This is a genomic window from Micromonospora costi (assembly GCF_003626655.1).
Taxonomy (GTDB): Bacteria; Actinomycetota; Actinomycetes; order Mycobacteriales; family Micromonosporaceae; genus Micromonospora; species Micromonospora costi.
This window is the reverse complement of sequence record NZ_RBAN01000003.1, coordinates 849,810-866,385: the sequence shown is the minus strand read 5'-3', so window position 1 is coordinate 866,385 and position 16,576 is coordinate 849,810. Positions and strand designations below refer to the sequence as shown.

At 73.1% G+C, this 16,576-nt stretch carries 14 protein-coding genes and 1 riboswitch; of the genes, 9 read left to right on the top strand and 5 right to left on the bottom strand.

Annotation, left to right across the window (positions count from 1 at the left end; all coding sequences use genetic code 11):
* Positions 1-17: 17 nt before the first annotated feature.
* Both D7193_RS20665 and D7193_RS20660 read left to right on the top strand, forming a co-directional pair.
* Entirely contained in the window at positions 18-2,885 is a 2,868-nt protein-coding gene (locus D7193_RS20665; RefSeq protein ID WP_120781406.1) for an alpha/beta fold hydrolase, read from the top strand.
* Entirely contained in the window at positions 2,885-3,748 is an 864-nt protein-coding gene (locus D7193_RS20660; protein ID WP_120781123.1) for an ABC transporter permease, read from the top strand. Before D7193_RS20665 ends, D7193_RS20660 begins: the two co-directional genes overlap by 1 nt.
* 99 nt (positions 3,749-3,847) lie before the next feature.
* Here D7193_RS20660 and D7193_RS20655 read toward each other — a convergent pair whose 3' ends face one another.
* Together D7193_RS20655 and D7193_RS20650 are read right to left on the bottom strand one after the other, a co-directional pair.
* Positions 3,848-4,516 (bottom strand): DUF4232 domain-containing protein, encoded by a 669-nt coding sequence (locus D7193_RS20655; protein ID WP_120781122.1) that lies wholly within the window; start codon positions 4,514-4,516, stop codon positions 3,848-3,850.
* A 426-nt stretch (positions 4,517-4,942) separates the two neighbouring features.
* Positions 4,943-5,257: an ArsR/SmtB family transcription factor gene (locus D7193_RS20650; RefSeq protein WP_120781121.1), complete on the bottom strand. Its 315-nt coding sequence runs from the start codon at positions 5,255-5,257 to the stop codon at positions 4,943-4,945.
* 91 nt (positions 5,258-5,348) lie between these two features.
* Between D7193_RS20650 and D7193_RS20645 the strand changes: the two genes are divergently transcribed.
* The 4 genes from D7193_RS20645 (at position 5,349) to paaN (ending at position 10,861) form a co-directional block, all read left to right on the top strand.
* Complete coding sequence (locus D7193_RS20645; RefSeq protein WP_120781120.1) at positions 5,349-6,326, top strand: DMT family transporter; 978 nt, start codon at positions 5,349-5,351, stop codon at positions 6,324-6,326.
* A gap of 70 nt (positions 6,327-6,396) precedes the next feature.
* Positions 6,397-6,531: riboswitch (SAM riboswitch) on the top strand.
* Positions 6,532-6,542: 11 nt separating this feature from the next.
* Complete coding sequence (thrC, locus tag D7193_RS20640) at positions 6,543-7,829, top strand: threonine synthase (RefSeq protein WP_120781119.1); 1,287 nt, start codon at positions 6,543-6,545, stop codon at positions 7,827-7,829.
* Between the two features lie 286 nt (positions 7,830-8,115).
* Complete coding sequence (locus D7193_RS20635) at positions 8,116-9,135, top strand: GNAT family N-acetyltransferase (protein ID WP_120781118.1); 1,020 nt, start codon at positions 8,116-8,118, stop codon at positions 9,133-9,135.
* 52 nt (positions 9,136-9,187) lie between these two features.
* Positions 9,188-10,861, top strand: coding sequence for a phenylacetic acid degradation protein PaaN (gene paaN, locus D7193_RS20630; RefSeq protein WP_174242679.1), 1,674 nt, complete (start codon positions 9,188-9,190; stop codon positions 10,859-10,861).
* A 98-nt stretch (positions 10,862-10,959) separates the two neighbouring features.
* On the opposite strand, the gene D7193_RS20625 is transcribed toward paaN, so the two are convergent.
* Positions 10,960-11,490 carry a GNAT family N-acetyltransferase gene (locus D7193_RS20625; RefSeq protein ID WP_120781116.1) on the bottom strand — a complete coding sequence of 177 codons (531 nt, stop codon included), beginning with the start codon at positions 11,488-11,490 and terminating at the stop codon, positions 10,960-10,962.
* Between the two features lie 224 nt (positions 11,491-11,714).
* On the opposite strand from D7193_RS20625, the gene D7193_RS20620 reads away from it, so the two are divergent.
* From D7193_RS20620 to groL, 3 genes are all read left to right on the top strand, one after another.
* Complete coding sequence (locus tag D7193_RS20620) at positions 11,715-11,918, top strand: cold-shock protein (protein ID WP_013288855.1); 204 nt, start codon at positions 11,715-11,717, stop codon at positions 11,916-11,918.
* Between the two features lie 110 nt (positions 11,919-12,028).
* On the top strand, positions 12,029-13,228 hold the full coding sequence (locus tag D7193_RS20615) for a hypothetical protein (protein ID WP_120781115.1): 1,200 nt from the start codon (positions 12,029-12,031) through the stop codon (positions 13,226-13,228).
* A gap of 275 nt (positions 13,229-13,503) precedes the next feature.
* Positions 13,504-15,126: a chaperonin GroEL gene (groL, locus tag D7193_RS20610; RefSeq protein WP_120781114.1), complete on the top strand. Its 1,623-nt coding sequence runs from the start codon at positions 13,504-13,506 to the stop codon at positions 15,124-15,126.
* A gap of 177 nt (positions 15,127-15,303) precedes the next feature.
* On the opposite strand, the gene D7193_RS20605 is transcribed toward groL, so the two are convergent.
* Together D7193_RS20605 and D7193_RS20600 are read right to left on the bottom strand one after the other, a co-directional pair.
* Positions 15,304-15,549 carry a hypothetical protein gene (locus D7193_RS20605; RefSeq protein WP_120781113.1) on the bottom strand — a complete coding sequence of 82 codons (246 nt, stop codon included), beginning with the start codon at positions 15,547-15,549 and terminating at the stop codon, positions 15,304-15,306.
* Positions 15,550-15,635: 86 nt separating this feature from the next.
* Positions 15,636-16,571: a GNAT family N-acetyltransferase gene (locus tag D7193_RS20600; protein WP_120781112.1), complete on the bottom strand. Its 936-nt coding sequence runs from the start codon at positions 16,569-16,571 to the stop codon at positions 15,636-15,638.
* Between the last annotated feature and the right edge of the window lie 5 nt (positions 16,572-16,576).

Here is a 16,576-nt window from a genome sequence, read left to right as displayed (position 1 = left end):
CCCGTACCGTGTGCCGCATGAGATCGCCGCTGTCGGTCCCGTCGATCCGGCGTGCCCTGCCCACCGGACGCCGGGCGGTCGCCGCCGCGGCGGTCGTCGTGCTGCTGGCCGCCGCCGTCGTCTGGGCGGTCCTGCCGCGCGGTCCACAGGTGCGTACGGAGGCCGCCATACTGACCGTCCGCTCCGGACCGGACGGCCAGCAGCCGGTCGACCTGGACACGGCGCTCTACCTGCCGGAGGACGCGTCGGCCGGGCACCGGGTGCCCGCCGTGCTGCTGGCACACGGCTTCGGCGGCACCAAGGAGTCGGTCAAGGCCGACGCCGAGGAGTTCGCGGGCCGGGGGTACGCCGTCCTGACCTGGACCGCGCGGGGCTTCGGCCGCAGCGGCGGCGAGATCCACCTGGACCACCCGGACTACGAGGTGCGGGACGCGCAGCGCCTGCTGGACTGGCTCGCCGCGCGCCCGGAGGTCCGCACCGACGCGGCGGGCGATCCCCGGGTCGGCGTGGTCGGCGGCTCGTACGGCGGCGGGCTGGCCCTGCTCCTCGCCGCCCAGGACCGGCGGGTCGACGCGATCGTCCCCATGATCACCTGGAACGACCTGGCCCGCAGCTTCCTGCCGGAGAGCACGGGCGGCCAGCCCACGGCCGGTGTGTTCAAGAAGGGCTGGGCGGGCCTGTTCTTCGGCGGTGGCGGCAGCAGCGGCTCGGGGCCGGTGGGGCTCTCCGGGGTGACCGCGGCCCAGCCGCAGGGGGCGCCGGCCTCGGCCGGGCCGCCGAGCCCCGGCCCCGGCGAGGGCCCCGGCACCGGGCCGGGGCACGCCCCGGGCGCCGCCGCCGACCCGTCCTGCGGCCGGTTCGCCGCCGACGTCTGCGCCGCGTACCTGCGGATCGCCACCACCGGCCGGGCCGACCAGGCCGCCGTGGACCTGCTGCGCCGGTCGAGCCCGGCCGGCGTGCTCGACCGGATCGCCGCACCGACCCTCCTCGTGCAGGGCGAGGCGGACAGCCTCTTCCCGCTCGGCGAGGCCGACGCGAACGCCCGGGGCATCGCGGCCGCCGGCACCCCGGTGCGGGTCGCCTGGTTCACCGGCGGGCACGACGGCGGCGAGGGGCCACAGACCGATTCCGACCGGGTCCGGTTCCTGACCGTGCAGTGGCTCGACCACTACGTCAAGGGGGAGGGCACGGCTCCCGGGAACGACTTCACCTGGTCGCGGATCGCGGGCTTCGACGCGCTCGACCGCGGTCTCGTGGCCACGGGCTACCGCACGTCCGACTACCCGGGCACGGCCGGCGAGCGCCGTACCGAGATCGCGGTGACCGGCCCCGACCAGCGGATCGCCAACCCGCCGAACGGCAACCCGGCGGCCATCTCGTCCGTCCCGTTCGCCGGCGGGCTGTCCGGCCTGCTCGACGGGGTGGCCGGCGACGTGCCGGGGCAGCACGCCCGGTTCGAGTCGGCGCCGCTGACCGAGGCGGTGGACGTGGTCGGCTCGCCCACGTTCCCGATCCGGGCCGCGTCGCCGACGGGCGAGGCGGTCCTCTTCGTGAAGCTCTACGACGTCGACCCGAACGGCGCGGCCACCCTGCCCAACGGCCTCATCGCGCCGGTACGGCTCACCGGGCTGCCCGCCACCATCGCCGAGGCGCGGCCGGTGACCGTCACCCTGCCGGCGATCGTCCGCCGGTTCGAGGCCGGCCACCGGCTCCGGGTCGTGGTGGCCACCTCGGACCAGGCGTACACCACGCCGGCCGAGCCGGCCGTCTACACCGTGGCGGCCGGTGACGCGCCGCTGGCCCTGCCCGACGTGCCCGGCGAGCCGATCCCCACGGCGGCGACCGTCTGGCGCTGGGTGCTGGTCGGGCTGCTCGCCGCGATCGCCGTGGGGCTCGTCGTGGTCGTCGCCGTGGTCCGTCGCCGGCACCGGCGACACGACAGCTCCGTGCATCCGGCGTACGCGGACGTGCCGCTCGCCGTACGGCAGCTCCGCAAGGAGTACGCGGACGGCTTCGTGGCGGTCTCCAACGTGGACTTCGAGGTGCACCCCGGTCAGGTGGTGGGCCTGCTGGGGCCGAACGGCGCCGGCAAGACCACGACGCTGCGGGTGCTCATGGGGCTCACCCAGCCCACCGCCGGCGAGATCTACGTGTTCGGGCACCGGCTGGTGCCCGGCTCGCCGGTGCTGTCCCGGATCGGCGCGCTCGTCGAGGGGCCCGGTTTCCTGCCGCACCTGAGCGGCCTGGAGAACCTGCGGGCGTACTGGCGGGCCACCGGGCGGCCGGCGGAGGACGCGCACTTCGACGAGGCGCTGGAGATCGCCGGCCTGGGCGACTCGGTGCACCGCCGGATCAAGACGTACAGCCACGGGATGAAGCAGCGGCTCGCCATCGCCCAGGCCATGCTCGGCCTGCCCGAGCTGCTGGTGCTCGACGAACCGACCGACGGGCTCGACCCGCCGCAGATCGCCGAGATGCGCCGGGTGCTCCAGCGGTACGCCACCGACGGCCGTGCCGTGCTCGTCTCCAGCCACCTGCTGGCCGAGGTGGAGCAGACGTGCACCCACGCCGTGGTGGTCAACAAGGGCCGGATCGTGGCGTCCGGGCCGGTCGAGGACATCGTGGGCGAGTCGCCGAGCGTGCTGTTCGAGGTGAGCGACCCGGACGCGGCGCGGGCCGTGCTGGACGGGCTGCACGGCGTACGGGTGCTGCCCGAGAGTGACGGCCAGCTGGTCGTGGACACCAACGGCACGGCCCGCAGCGAGGTGGTGGCCGAGCTGGTCCGGGCCGGTATCGGAGTGGACCGGGTGGTGCCACGGCGCCGCCTGGAGGACGCGTTCCTCGCCCTGGTGGGCGAGACGTCGCGGGGAAGCGGGGACCGCTGATGGGTACGTCCACGGTGGGCGCCGCCCCCGGCTACCGGCCGTCGGCGACGCTGCCGTTCGCCGCCGAGTTCCGCCGCCAGGCGGCCCGCCGGCGTACGCAGCTGGCGCTCGGGTTCATGGTGCTGCTGCCGCTGATCATCCTGATCGCGTTCCAGTTCGACGCCGGCGACGACGACAACGGCGGTGGCGAGTTCGCCAGTCTGATCTCGTTCGCCACCTCGGGCGGCCTGAACTTCACCCTGTTCACGATCTTCGTCTCGGCGTCCTTCCTGCTGGTCGTGGTGGTGGCGCTGTTCTTCGGCGACACGGTGGCCAGCGAGGCGAGCTGGGGCAGCCTGCGCTACCTGCTCGCGGTGCCCGTGCCCCGGGCCCGGCTGCTCACGGTGAAGCTGCTGGTCGCGCTCGCGTACTCGGGGCTGGCGCTGCTGCTGCTCGCCGGCACCGCCCTGGCGGCCGGCACCGCCCGCTACGGCTGGTCGCCGCTGCGCAGCACGGTCGCCGCCGAACTGCCGCCGGGCGAGGGGCTGCTCCGGCTGCTCGCCGTGCTCGGGTACCTGGCGATCGTCCTGCTGGTGGTGGCCGGCCTGGCGTTCCTGCTGTCGGTGAGCACGGACGCGGCGCTCGGCGCGGTCGGCGGCGCGGTGCTGCTCTGGATCCTGTCCAGCATCCTCGACCAGATCACCGCGCTCGGGGCGCTGCGGGCCTTCCTGCCCACCCACTTCAGCACCGCCTGGCTGGGCCTGCTCTCCACGCCGGTGCAGACCGACGACGTGGTGCGCGGGACTATCGCCTCGATCAGCTACGCGACCCTGTTCTGGGCGCTCGCCTACTGGCGCTTCACCCGCAAGGACGTCACCTCGTAGGCGATGCGTCCCGGGCGTTTGCCCGGGGCCGTGGCGCGTTCCCGGCGGCTGTCCGGGGTGGTGGCGCGTTCGGGGCGGTTGCCCCGGGGTGGCGGCGCGCTACAGGCGGCTGTCCGGGGTGGTGACCACCGACGGCGCTCCGCTCGGGGCGGACGGGGCCGGCGGCTGGGCCGGCGTGGTCGGGTCGGCCCGCTTCCAGGCGCTGACGCCGATCCGGCCCGTGTTGCCCAGGTCGATGGGCCCGTCCGGGTCGACGCCCTGGGCGGGCTGGCCGGCGGCCGGCGCCACGTCCAGGTACTCCCCGTTGGTCGGCGCGGCGCTCGACTCGGTGTACGTGTTGCGCCAGAGCACCGCGGCGGTGGCCCGGTCGCCGGGGCGCAGCGTGAGCGGGCGGGGCGCCGCGTCGAAGCCCGACGTGATCTCCTTCGCCCCCTTGACCACCCTGAGCTGGATCGGTTGGCGCTGCTCGTCCCGCACCGTGAGCACCGGGTATCCGTTCAGCTCGTACGGTGCCGTACCGCAGTTGACCAGCTCCAGGCCGAGCGCCCGCAACCCCATGGCGGCGTCCGAGCCGGTCGAGCGGATGAGCACGCCCGACGCCGGGCACGCCGTCGATGCCGGCTCCGTGGGGCTCGTCAGCGGGGCAGGCTGCCGGTCGGCGGTCGGAGCCGGCGACCCGCCCGCCGACGTGCAGGCGGCGAGGGGAAGCGCCGCGACGAGCGGCAGACCGCTGAGCAGGAATCGGAGCCGTACGCGTCGCGGTGTCACCGTCGCATCCTCGCACCGCTGATCAACCCGCCTGCCCCCGTCCCCCGCAGCACACCGCCCGAGGCCACGGGCCGTTCTTGTGTCGCCATGTACTGCCACGGGCCGCCGACCGCTCGCCAGAGCCCCCGAGCGGTCAAGATCGTGCTACTTCGTGGAAGTAGTGGCCTCGCCGGCCGCCGGATACCACTACTTCCGGGATGTTGCGTGATCTTGGCGGTACGTGTCGGCGGCGGCCGTCGACTCTTGCCTAGCCGTCGGGCGTGCCCCGGATCTGGGGCAGCTCGACAGCGGACACAGGCCGACCAGATCACCGCCCACCCGTGGCCACGGTCGAAGGGGCGCAAGATCGTGCTACTTCCGGGATGTTGCGTGATCTTGGCCTGCGGGGTGGGTCAGGGGCGGGACCGGACGAGTGCCGCGGGCGGATCAGGTGTTGCTGGCCGCGGTGCTGCGGGTGAGGACGGCGTCGAGCAGCCCCGGGTAGAGCTTGTCCAGTTCGTCGCGGCGCAGCCGTACGTAGCGGCTGGTGCCGGCGACCCGGGTGCGGGTCAGCCCCGCCTCGCGCAGCACCTTCAGGTGGTGGCTGCGGGTGGCCTTGGAGACGCCGAGCTCGAAGGTGCCACAGGCGTACTCGTCGCCGGCGGCGAGCGCCCGGACGATCTGCAGCCGTACGTCGTCGGCCAGGGCGGCCAGCACGGCGGTGACGGGCACCTCGCGCAGTTCGGGTTCCTCCAGCTCCATGTGACCAGTGTAACCATTGTTCGACAGAAGTCGAACAAGCTCCTAGGGTCGGTGGCGTTGGTTCGAAGGTAATCGAACATAGGAGTCGAGGATGCGTTCCCGCGCCGCCGCCTTCCCGCTGCTCGCCGTGCTGAGCTGGGGCGTCATGTTCCCGGTCCTGGCCAGCGCGCTGACCCGGGTCGACCCGCTCAACCTGACCACCACCCGGTACCTGCTGGCGACCCTCGTCCTGATCGCCCTTCTGCTGCTCCGGGAGGGTGTGGCGAGCCTCCGCTCGGGCGGGCGCGCGGTCGAGGTGGCGGTGCTCGGCGTGATCGGCTTCGCCGGCTTCAACCTGCTCACCAACCTGGCCCTGGAGCACGCCGCGCCGCAGCAGATCGCCCTCTTCGTGGCCACCACCCCGCTGGTCACCCAGCTCGTCCGGTGGGCGCGCGACGGCGTACGCCCGCGGCCGGCTCTCCTTGGCCTGTCGCTGGTGGCCCTCCTCGGTGTCGGCCTGGTGATCACCCGGGGGCGCCTCGACGGTCTCGACCAGTTCGGCGCCGGCGGGCTCATGATGATCGGCGCGGTGGTCGGCTGGGCGATCTACACGCACGGGGCGAGCCGGTTCGGCCAGTGGTCGCCGCTGCGCTACACGACCCTGACCGCGTTCGCCGGCACGCTCGCCATGCTGGCCGCGAGCGCCGGCGCCGACCTCGCCGGGGTGCAGCACACGCCGGCCGCCGCCGACCTCGTGGCGGTCGCGCCGCAGCTGGCGTACGCCGTGATCGTGGCCGCCGTGATCGCGGTGCTGGCCTGGAACACCGGCGTGCAGCGGCTGGGCTCGGCCAACGCGGCGCTGTTCATGAACCTGGTCCCGGTGACCACGTTCGCGGTGCAGATCGCCCGCGGCTACCGGCCCGGCCCGGTCGAGCTGGTGGGCGCCGCCCTCACCATCGTCGCCCTGGTCGCCGCGAACCTGGTCAACCGGTCGCGCGTCGGAGCGCATCGGTTGTCGCGGGCCCCGCACCAGTTCGCGGTCACCGACCCGGTCGCGGTGGTGGACCCCGTCGCGGTGACGGCCCGCTGACGGCTCACACCGTGGGAACCCCCGGGAGGCGCGGCCCGGACGGCGCATAGACTCGGCGGTACAACTGAATACCTCATCCAGAGGGGCTGAGGGATACGGCCCGACGACGCCCCGGCAACCACTCCGCGCGCTCACCGACGAGCGACGGCGGGGCAGGTGCCAATTCCGTCCCCGCCGCAGGGTGCGATGCGGGGAAAGATGAGAGGACTCCTCGACATGACGTCGACGATCGCCGCGTCCGGCATCGACACCTCGGCCAGCCCCGCCCGCGCCCTGGTCTGCCGCGCCTGCCAGGCCCGCTACCCGCTCGCCGCCCAGCACGCCTGTTACGAGTGCTTCGGCCCGCTCGAGGTCGACTACGACGCGGCCGTGCTGGCCACCGTCACCCGCGAGCAGATCGAAGCCGGCCCGGCCAACCTGTGGCGGTACGCGGCCCTGCTCCCCGCCGGCCAGGACCCCGCCACCCGGGTCACCCTGAACCCCGGCCTCACCCCGCTGGTCGCCGCCCCGCACCTCGCCGCCGAGCTGGGCATCACCGCCCCGGTCTGGGTGAAGGACGACAGCGCGAACCCCACCCACTCGTTCAAGGACCGGGTCGTCTCCGTGGCGCTCACCGCCGCCCGGGCGCTCGGCTTCACCCGGTTCGCGTGCGCGTCCACCGGCAACCTTGCCAACTCGGTGGCCGCGCACGCGGCCCGCGTCGGGGCGCCGTCGGTGGTCTTCATCCCCGGCGACCTGGAGCAGGGCAAGGTCGTCACCACCGCGGTCTACGGCGGTGAGCTCGTCGCCATCGACGGCTCGTACGACGACGTGAACCGGCTCTGCGGCGAGCTGGTGGAGACCGACGAGTTCGAGGACACCGCGTTCGTGAACGTGAACGTCCGGCCGTACTACGCGGAGGGGTCGAAGACGCTCGGCTACGAGGTGGCCGAGCAGCTCGGCTGGCGGATCCCGGCCCAGGTGGTCATCCCCATGGCCTCCGGCGAGCTGCTCACGAAGATCGACAAGGCGTTCGCCGAGCTGGTCGAGATCGGCCTGGTCGAGGCGCCGGCCGGCGGCTGGAAGGTCTTCGGCGCCCAGTCGGCCGGCTGCAACCCGATCGCCACGGCGCTGCACTCGGGCACTGACGAGATCGTCCCGGTCCGGCCGACCGGCATCGCCAAGTCGCTGAACATCGGCGACCCGGCCGCCGGCCTGTACGCGCTGGAGGCCGTCCGCCGCAGCGGGGGCTGGATGGACTACGCCGACGACGACGAGATCCGCGAGGGCATCCGCCTGCTGGCCCGCACCACCGGGGTCTTCGCCGAGACCGCGGGCGGCGTGACCGTGGCCGTACTGCGCAAGCTCGTCGAGTCGGGCCGGCTCGACCCGGCAGCGGAGACCGTCGTCTTCAACACCGGCGAGGGTCTGAAGACCATCGACGCGGTCGCCGGCCAGGTCGGGCCCACCCACCGCATCCGTCCGTCGCTGCGCGCGGCCCGCGACGCCGGCCTGCTGGGCTGAGCCCGAGGGCCGTCGAGGGGCGCGACCCGCCCGGACGGAGGATCCGGCCGATCCGCCGGGTAACCGGCTTTTCGCTCTGGGTGCAGAAAACCCGCCGCTAAGGACTTGACGGCAGGAACCGGACGGCGCAAGATGCTCCGTGCGGGAGGGCGTATCGCCGGAGACTTTCCAAGTTCTTGCGACCCAACGCCGGAGGCGTTGTGCGATCGACCCTCCCGACCAACGTCCGAACGGGCCAGCGAATATTCGCTGGCCCGTTCGCGTTCCCGGCGGCACGCTTTGCGGCATGACCGTGACGATCGTGCCGTTCGACGCCGCCGACCCGGCCGCGATCGACGCGGCGTACCGGGTCGGGGCGGCGGCCAACGACGCCGACGTGCCCGACTTCCCGCCGTTCTGCCGGCAGCGCTTCGACGCCATGGTGAACCACCCGCTGCCGGGCACCGTCACGCTGTGGGCGCTGGCCCGGCTCGACGGCGTCCCCGCCGGCTATCTGGCGTTGGACCTGCCGCAGCTCGACAACACCGAGAACGCCACGGCCGAGCTGGTCGTCCATCCGGCGCACCGGCGGCGCGGGGTGGGCCGGGCGCTGCACGAGCACTGCCTGGGGCTGCTGCGGGAGCAGGGCCGCAAGCGGGTGATCGGCATGGCGGTGTCGGCGCTGGCCGGGGGCCCGGAACGGTCGGAGGCGGGCGCCGCGTTCGCCGCCGCCGTGGGCGCGCAGCCCGCGCTCGCCGAGATCCGCCGCCGGCTGGACCCCACGGGCGTCGACCAGGCCGCGCTGGACGCGCTGCTGGCCGTGGCCCGCGCCCACGCCGACGGCTACCGCACGGTCCGCTGGCACGGTCGCATCCCGGAGGAGTACGTGGCGGACATCGCGTACCTGGACGGCCGGCTGGTGACCGACGCGCCGATGGGTGACCTGGAGTGGGAGGCCGAGCAGGTCGACGCCGCGCGGATCCGGGGCACCGAGCGGGCGCTGGCGGCGCGGGGCCGGCGGCAGTACCACGTGGCGGTGCAGCACGAGGCGTCCGGCCGGTTGGTGGCGTGGACGCTGCTCGACGTGGGCGCGTCCGCCGACTGGCACGCGTTCCAGCAGATCACCATCGTCGACCCGGCACACCGCGGCCACCGGCTCGGCCTGCTCACGAAGATCGAGAACCTGCGTCACCTGCTCGCCCACGAGCCGGCCGTACGCGCGATCGACACCTTCAACGCGGCGGCAAACGCCCACATGATCGCCATCAACGAACAGCTCGGCTTCCGCCCGGTCGACGGCTGGACCGACTGGCAGTTGACGATCTGAGTTGTGACACGGCCCTACTGATTTTGGTGCTCTCTGTTGCATGATGGCGGGCATGACGGAGACCCCGCACCCCCTCTACGACCGGCACGTCGACACCCTCACCCGTGCGCTGACCGCGATCTCGGAGCGCGGGTACTGGTCCGCCTACCCGGAGTCGCCCAGCCCCCGGGTGTACGGCGAGACCGCCGCCGCGGACGGCAAGGCCGCCTTCGAGGCGTACCTGAACGGCGACTTCCCGCTCGACCAGCCGGGCGCCGGCGACCGGGTCGCCACCGAGACGAGCCCGTTCGGCGTGGACCTGGGCGTGCGCTACCCGCACGCGGGAGCCGACGAGCTGGTCGCCGCCGCCAGCGCCGCGCTGCCCGCCTGGCGCGACGCCGGGCCGCAGGCCCGCGTGGGCGTCTGCCTGGAGATCCTCGACCGGCTGCACAAGCACATCTTCGAGCTGGCCAACGCGGTGCAGTTCACGAGCGGCCAGGCCTTCGTCATGGCCTTCCAAGCCGGTGGGGCGCACGCGCTGGACCGGGCGCTGGAGTCGCTCGCCTACGCGTACGCCGAGATGACCCGGCACCCGGGGACGGCGGGCTGGGAGAAGGCCGCCGGCAAGGGCGACCCGCTGCGGATGACCAAGACCTTCCACGTGGTGCCGCGCGGCGTGGCCCTGGTGATCGGCTGCAACACGTTCCCGACCTGGAACTCGTACCCGGGCCTGTTCGCCTCGCTGGCCACCGGCAACCCGGTGATCGTCAAGCCGCACCCGCGCGCGGTGCTGCCCCTGGCCATCACCGTGCGCTACGCCCGGGAGGTGCTGGCCGAGGCCGGCTTCGACCCGAACCTCGTGCTGCTCGCGGCCGAGGCGCCGGGCGAGAAGCTCGCCTCCACCCTGGCCCTGCACCCCGCCGTCAGGATCGTCGACTTCACGGGCTCCACCGAGTACGGCGACTGGCTGGAGGCGAACGCCCGGCAGGCCGCGGTCTACACGGAGAAGGCCGGCCTGAACACCGTGGTGATCGACTCCACCGACGACTTCGCGGGCCTGTGCCGCAACCTCGGCTTCACCCTGACGCTCTACAGCGGACAGATGTGCACCACCTCGCAGAACATCCTCATTCCCCGGGACGGCATCGAGACCGACCAGGGGCACAAGAGCTTCGACGAGGTGGCCGGCGGCATCGCGGCGGCGGTCGGCAAGCTCACCGCCGACCCGGCCCGCGGCGTCGAGTTCACCGGGGCGATCGTCAACGACGGCGTGCTGGAGCGGCTCGACGAGGTGACGAAGGTCGGTGAGCCGGTGCTGGAGTCGCGTACGGTCGAGCACCCGTCCTTCCCCGCCGCGGTGGTCCGTACCCCGACGGTGGTGAAGGTCGCCGCGGACGACGCCGCGACCTACGGCCGGGAGTGGTTCGGGCCCATCTCGTTCGTCATCCCCACCGACTCCACGGCCCACAGCCTGGAGATCATGCGGAAGACGGTGGGTGAGAAGGGCGCGCTGACCGCCGGCGTCTACTCGACCGACGAGGCCGTGCTCGACGCGGCCGAGGACGTGGCGATCGAGGTCGGGGTGCACCTGTCGTGCAACCTGACCGGCGGGGTGTTCGTGAACCAGTCGGCGGCGTTCTCCGACTTCCACGGCAGCGGCGCCAACCCGGCCGCGAACGCCGCGCTCACCGACGGCGCGTACGTGGCCAACCGGTTCCGCATCGTGCAGAGCCGCCGCCACGCCTGACGCCCGTGCGGGGACCCCGGCCCGGGGTCCCCGCCGGTCAGGGTTGCCGTCGTGGGGGCGCCGCCGTCCGGGCGAGCCCGGGGTCGGCGGGCGCTGCTTCAGGCGGGGCGGCGCATCTGTAGTTCGGTCAGCGCCGGGACGGTGGGGTGCCGCACCCGGACCCCGGTGTCGACGAAGCCGATCTTCTGGTACGCCCGATAGGCCCGGTCGTTGCCGACCACGACCTCCATCATCAGCTCGGGCCGGCCGCACGCACGCGACCAGGCGGCCACCGCGTCGACCAGGTCGCCGAGCAGCCCGCTGCCCCTCCACGTGGGCGTCACGTAGACCGCGTAGACGACGGTCAGTCCCGGCTCGGTCGGCGTGACCGTGCCGCCGGCGTGCCCCACGAGCCGGCCGCCGGGATCGGCGATGAACTGCGCGGTCTGCGAGCCGGTCGAGGTGGCCGCGACCCGGGCGGCGTACTCGGCGTGCGGGCGGGCGGCCGCGTCGGCCAGGGTCTCGAGGAACGCCAGCGGCGCGTCGGCGAGCATCTCCAGCCGCAGGGCCCGCATCCGCGCGGCGTCGACGGGGCGTACGCGCCGGATCTCGGCCCGGGTGGGGTGGGGGCCGTCCGGAACGCTCGTCATGCCCGCATGCCTACCACAGCGACGGTGGACGATGGTTTCCCGCCGTTCATCGGTGGCATTTGCCCATTTTGTGATCGTGCGCCGCCGTCACACCTCGTGTAGCGTGCGATTTCGGTCACCGGATTCAGCGGCCGTCGCCGATCGCGGAAAACGGTGGTTTCCGAGCGCCCGGCCGTGCCCGCGCGCTCGGGTAGGAAGCGCCGCGCAGAGTGAGGAAGTGCACCGTGGCACAGGGCACCGTGAAGTGGTTCAACGCCGAAAAGGGCTACGGCTTCATCGCCGTCGACGGCGGGCAGGACGTCTTCGTCCACTTCTCCGCGATCGAGATGGACGGCTACAAGGCGTTGGACGACGGCCAGCGGGTGGAGTTCGAGATCGCCCAGGGGCAGAAGGGCCCGCAGGCGGAGCGGGTGCGCGTCATCGCCTGAGCGGCCCGTCCCGCACGCTCGTCGCCGGGAAAACCCCCGTTACGGGGCTGCGCCGCGGGCACCTGAGCCAGGAAGATCGTGAGCCGTTCCAGCTTCGCTGAGGAGGGTTCATGTCCGACCAGCCGCCCCCGGCCGCCCCGCCTCCGGGCCAGCCCGACCCGTCCGGTCCGCATCCGGGCTGGTCGAGCCCGTCCGGTCCGCCGTACGGCGCCGACCCCACGGCGTCCGGTGCCGCCGGTCCCCCGTACGGCGCCGCTCCGGCCACCCCGCCCCCCTGGGACCCGGCGGCGCCCCCGGCATGGGGTCCGGGCACGCCTCCGCCGTGGGATCCCTCGGGTGCCCCGACGCACCAGGGATGGGGGTACCCGGCCCCCGGTCACCCCGGCGGCTACCCGCCGGCTGCCGGCCCGTACGGCGGGCCGCCCTGGTATCCCGGGCCGCCCGCCGGCTGGTACCCGCCCGGTATCGACCCGGCCGACCCGCTGGTCACGCCGCCCGGCGCGCGTCTGAACGGCTGGTACGAGCGCCTCGTGGGCGCGATCCAGCGTGGCTGGCGGGTCCTGCTCCCCATCCTCCTGCTCACCCAGGCGCTGCCCGCCGCCGTGCTGTCGGTGGTCAGCCTCGGCGTCGACCCGACCGCGCGGTGGGAGGCCTCCACCGTCCAGGACCCGGCCGCGCTGCCCGACACCTTCTTCCAGGATCTGGCCACCGTCCTCCTGGTGTCCGTGGGCGGCGGCGTGCTGATCGGGTTCGTGCAGGGCATCGGCTGGGCGGCGGGCACCTGGACGCTGGCCCGTCAGGCCGCCGGCCAGCCCGTCGACGTGGGCGCCGCGTTGCGCTACGGCCTGCGCCGGGCGCTCGGGCTCTGGGGCTGGACGCTGCTGAGCGGCGTGATCATCGCCATCGGCGTGTGTTTCTGCGTCATCCCCGGCATCTACCTCGCCTTCGCGCTCAGCATGGTCGGGCCGATCTACCTGTTCGAGCGGCAGAACCCGATCGGGCGGTCGTTCCGGATGTTCCACCAACGGCTGGGGTTGCTGCTGGGACGGGTGGCGCTCGTGGCGGCCGTGGTGCTCGTCGGCAGCCTGGTCGTCGGCCTCGTGCAGGGGGCCGCCACCGCGCCGCTCGGGCTCGACCCGCTCGCGGCGCCGGGCACGGCGATCGGCGCGGTGGTGGTGCTCGCGCTCACCGCGGTGCTGACGCTCCCCGTCCAGCTCGTGCAACTCGTGGGGTTCGTGGTGACGTACGCCGAGCAGCGTGCCCATGAGGGCCCGGTGAACAGCGCCGGACTCGTCGCGGAACTCGGCTGACCGGTCTGGTCGTGCTTGCACTCGGCAGGGGAGAGTGCTAAACAAGTCATTGGCACTCGCAAGCCGCGAGTGCCAAAGGTCGGGGCGGTGGGGCCGCGGCCACACGGGCGGGACAAGCCGCCGGTGGGGCACGTGGCCGGTCGTCGCGGGCTATCCGGCCCGGCCGAGGAGACGTCGCCGTCACATGAGGGCGACGTTCCAAGGTGCGTACACCAGGCGGCCCATCCGGGACACACACTCGGGTGGCCCGTGAGTGTCCAGGAGGACAACGCCGTATGGCCAAGATGATCGCGTTCGACGAAGAGGCGCGCCGCGGCCTCGAGCGGGGCATGAACCAGCTCGCCGACGCCGTGAAGGTGACGCTCGGCCCCAAGGGCCGCAACGTCGTGCTCGAGAAGAAGTGGGGTGCCCCCACCATCACCAACGATGGTGTGAGCATCGCCAAGGAGATCGAGCTCGAGGACCCGTACGAGAAGATCGGCGCGGAGCTGGTCAAGGAGGTCGCCAAGAAGACCGACGACGTGGCCGGTGACGGCACGACGACGGCGACCGTCCTGGCCCAGGCCCTGGTTCGCGAGGGCCTGCGCAACGTGGCCGCCGGCGCCAACCCGATGGCCCTGAAGCGGGGCATCGAGGCCGCCGTGGCCAGCGTCTCGGAGGAGCTGCTGAAGCTCGCCAAGGACGTGGAGACCAAGGAGCAGATCGCCTCCACCGCCTCCATCTCGGCCGGCGACACCAGCGTCGGCGAGATCATCGCCGAGGCGATGGACAAGGTCGGCAAGGAAGGCGTCATCACCGTCGAGGAGAGCAACACCTTCGGCCTGGAGCTGGAGCTCACCGAGGGTATGCGCTTCGACAAGGGCTACATCTCCGCGTACTTCATGACCGACCCGGAGCGTATGGAGGCCGTCTTCGACGACCCGTACATCCTGATCGTCAACAGCAAGATCTCGTCGGTGAAGGACCTGCTCCCGATCCTCGAGAAGGTCATGCAGGGGGGCAAGCCGCTGCTGATCATCGCCGAGGACCTGGAGGGCGAGGCCCTGGCCACGCTGGTGGTCAACAAGGTGCGCGGCACCTTCAAGTCCGTCGCCGTCAAGGCGCCGGGCTTCGGTGACCGCCGCAAGGCCATGCTCACCGACATCGCCATCCTCACCGGTGGCCAGGTCATCAGCGAGGAGGTCGGCCTCAAGCTCGACGCCGTCAGCCTCGACATGCTGGGCCGGGCCCGCAAGGTCGTGGTGACCAAGGACGAGACCACGATCGTCGACGGCGCCGGTGACGCCGAGCAGATCCAGGGCCGGGTCAACCAGATCCGGGCCGAGATCGACAAGAGCGACTCCGACTACGACCGGGAGAAGCTGCAGGAGCGCCTGGCCAAGCTGGCCGGCGGTGTTGCGGTGATCAAGGTCGGCGCGGCCACCGAGGTCGAGCTGAAGGAGCGCAAGCACCGCATCGAGGACGCCGTCCGCAACGCGAAGGCCGCCGTCGAGGAGGGCATCGTCCCGGGTGGTGGCGTCGCGCTGGTGCAGGCCGGCAAGACCGCCTTCGACAAGCTGGACCTGACCGGTGACGAGGCGACCGGCGCCCAGATCGTCAAGATCGCGCTGGACGCCCCGCTGCGGCAGATCGCCGTCAACGCCGGCCTCGAGGGCGGCGTGGTCGTCGAGCACGTCCGCAACCTGGAGGCGGGCCACGGCCTCAACGCCGCCAACGGCGAGTACGTGGACCTGCTGGCCGCGGGCATCATCGACCCGGCCAAGGTGACGCGCTCGGCGCTGCAGAACGCGTCGTCGATCGCGGCGCTGTTCCTCACCACCGAGGCCGTCGTGGCGGACAAGCCGGAGAAGACCCCGGCCGCCCCGGCTGGCCCGGGTGGCGGGGACATGGACTTCTGAGTCCAGTTCCAACCGGAGAAGGGGCGGGCCGCTGACGCGGTCCGCCCCTTTCCGTATGCGCGCTGACCCGGTGACCCCCGTCGATCATGCAGTTATGGTGGGCGAAAGACCCGGCTATGCCCCTTTTGCGGGGCACCACAACTGCATGATCGACGGGCGCCGACGCGGCGGGGCCCGTCAGGTTGGTAGTGGGCGCTGGTTGCGGCGCTTTTGCGCCGGGTCGTACGGGGCGCGCAGCTGGATCGGCGCGTCCACCATCTCGATCGGTTCCTCGGTCAGTGGCTCACCGGCGTCGGCCATCTCCGCGAGCTGCTCGGCGTCGCCGTAGTCGAGCCGGTCGATCGGGAAGTGGCCGGGGAGATGGCCGACCGGCGTCCAGGTGACGGGCGCGACGTCGTCGGTCTGTTCGTCGTCCGTGGTCATGGCTGCCTCCTCTACCGAAACGGTAGGGGGCCGGAATGGCAGATGCGGGCGAATGGCGTTATCTAGGTCTATATCCTATTCGCCCGTTATTGAATTTCGAGCGCTTTCCGGTACAGGAAGAAGACGCGCTCGATCCGCGCGCCCGCACTGCGCGAGTAGAACGGTACCGGGCCCACCCAGCCGATCTGGGCCGAATCGTGCCCGGCCGCCCGCTGATCGGCCAGGCAGCGGCGTAGCAGCACCCCGCCGATCCCCGAACCCTCGGCCGCCGGGGCGGTGCCCATCGGACCGAACCAGCTCGGCCGGGACGACCCGTACGCGGCGAAGGCGACCACCTCGCCGTCGCGTTCGGCCAGGTGGCAGCCGGCCCCCGGGCGGCCCACCGATCCGGCCAGCTCGGCGTCCCACGTACCGCCGAACGTGCCACGGGCGAGCGCGACCAGCGCCGGCAGGTCGGCCGGCTCCGCCCGGCGCACCGTGATCCCCTGCGCGGCGAGCCGGTGCTCCGCGGCCTCGGTCGACCGCAGTGCGGGCGACCCGTCGTACGACAGGTCGGCTGTCATGTTCCACGCCGTCCGGTCCTGCCGGTAGCCGAGCGCGAGCGCCGCGCAGACCGCGGGCGTGTAGCGGACGTCGATGCCGGGCCACGCGTAGTAGGGCGGATTACCGGCGAGGAGCACCTCGCTCGCGCCCAGCCCGGCGAGCCGCCGTTCCGCGGCGGCCAGCAGCGCCCGGCCGGTGCCGCGGCGGCGGTGCTCCGGCGCGACCGCCAGGAGGTCCACGTGCCCGAGCCGCTGATCGGTCCCGGACATCGAGCCGACGAGTACGCCGGCCAGCTCCGCCCCCCGGTACGCGCCGACGGCCACGACCGGCCGGTCGGCCGCGGCCCGGGTCCACACCGCGTCCACGATCACGGTCGCCTCGGCGGCGTCCTCCGGCAGGTCCAGCGCCTGCTCGCAGAGCCGGCTGGCGGCCGCCGCCGAACCGGGGGCCAGGTCGGCGATCTCGATCTCCGCGTCCATGGTGG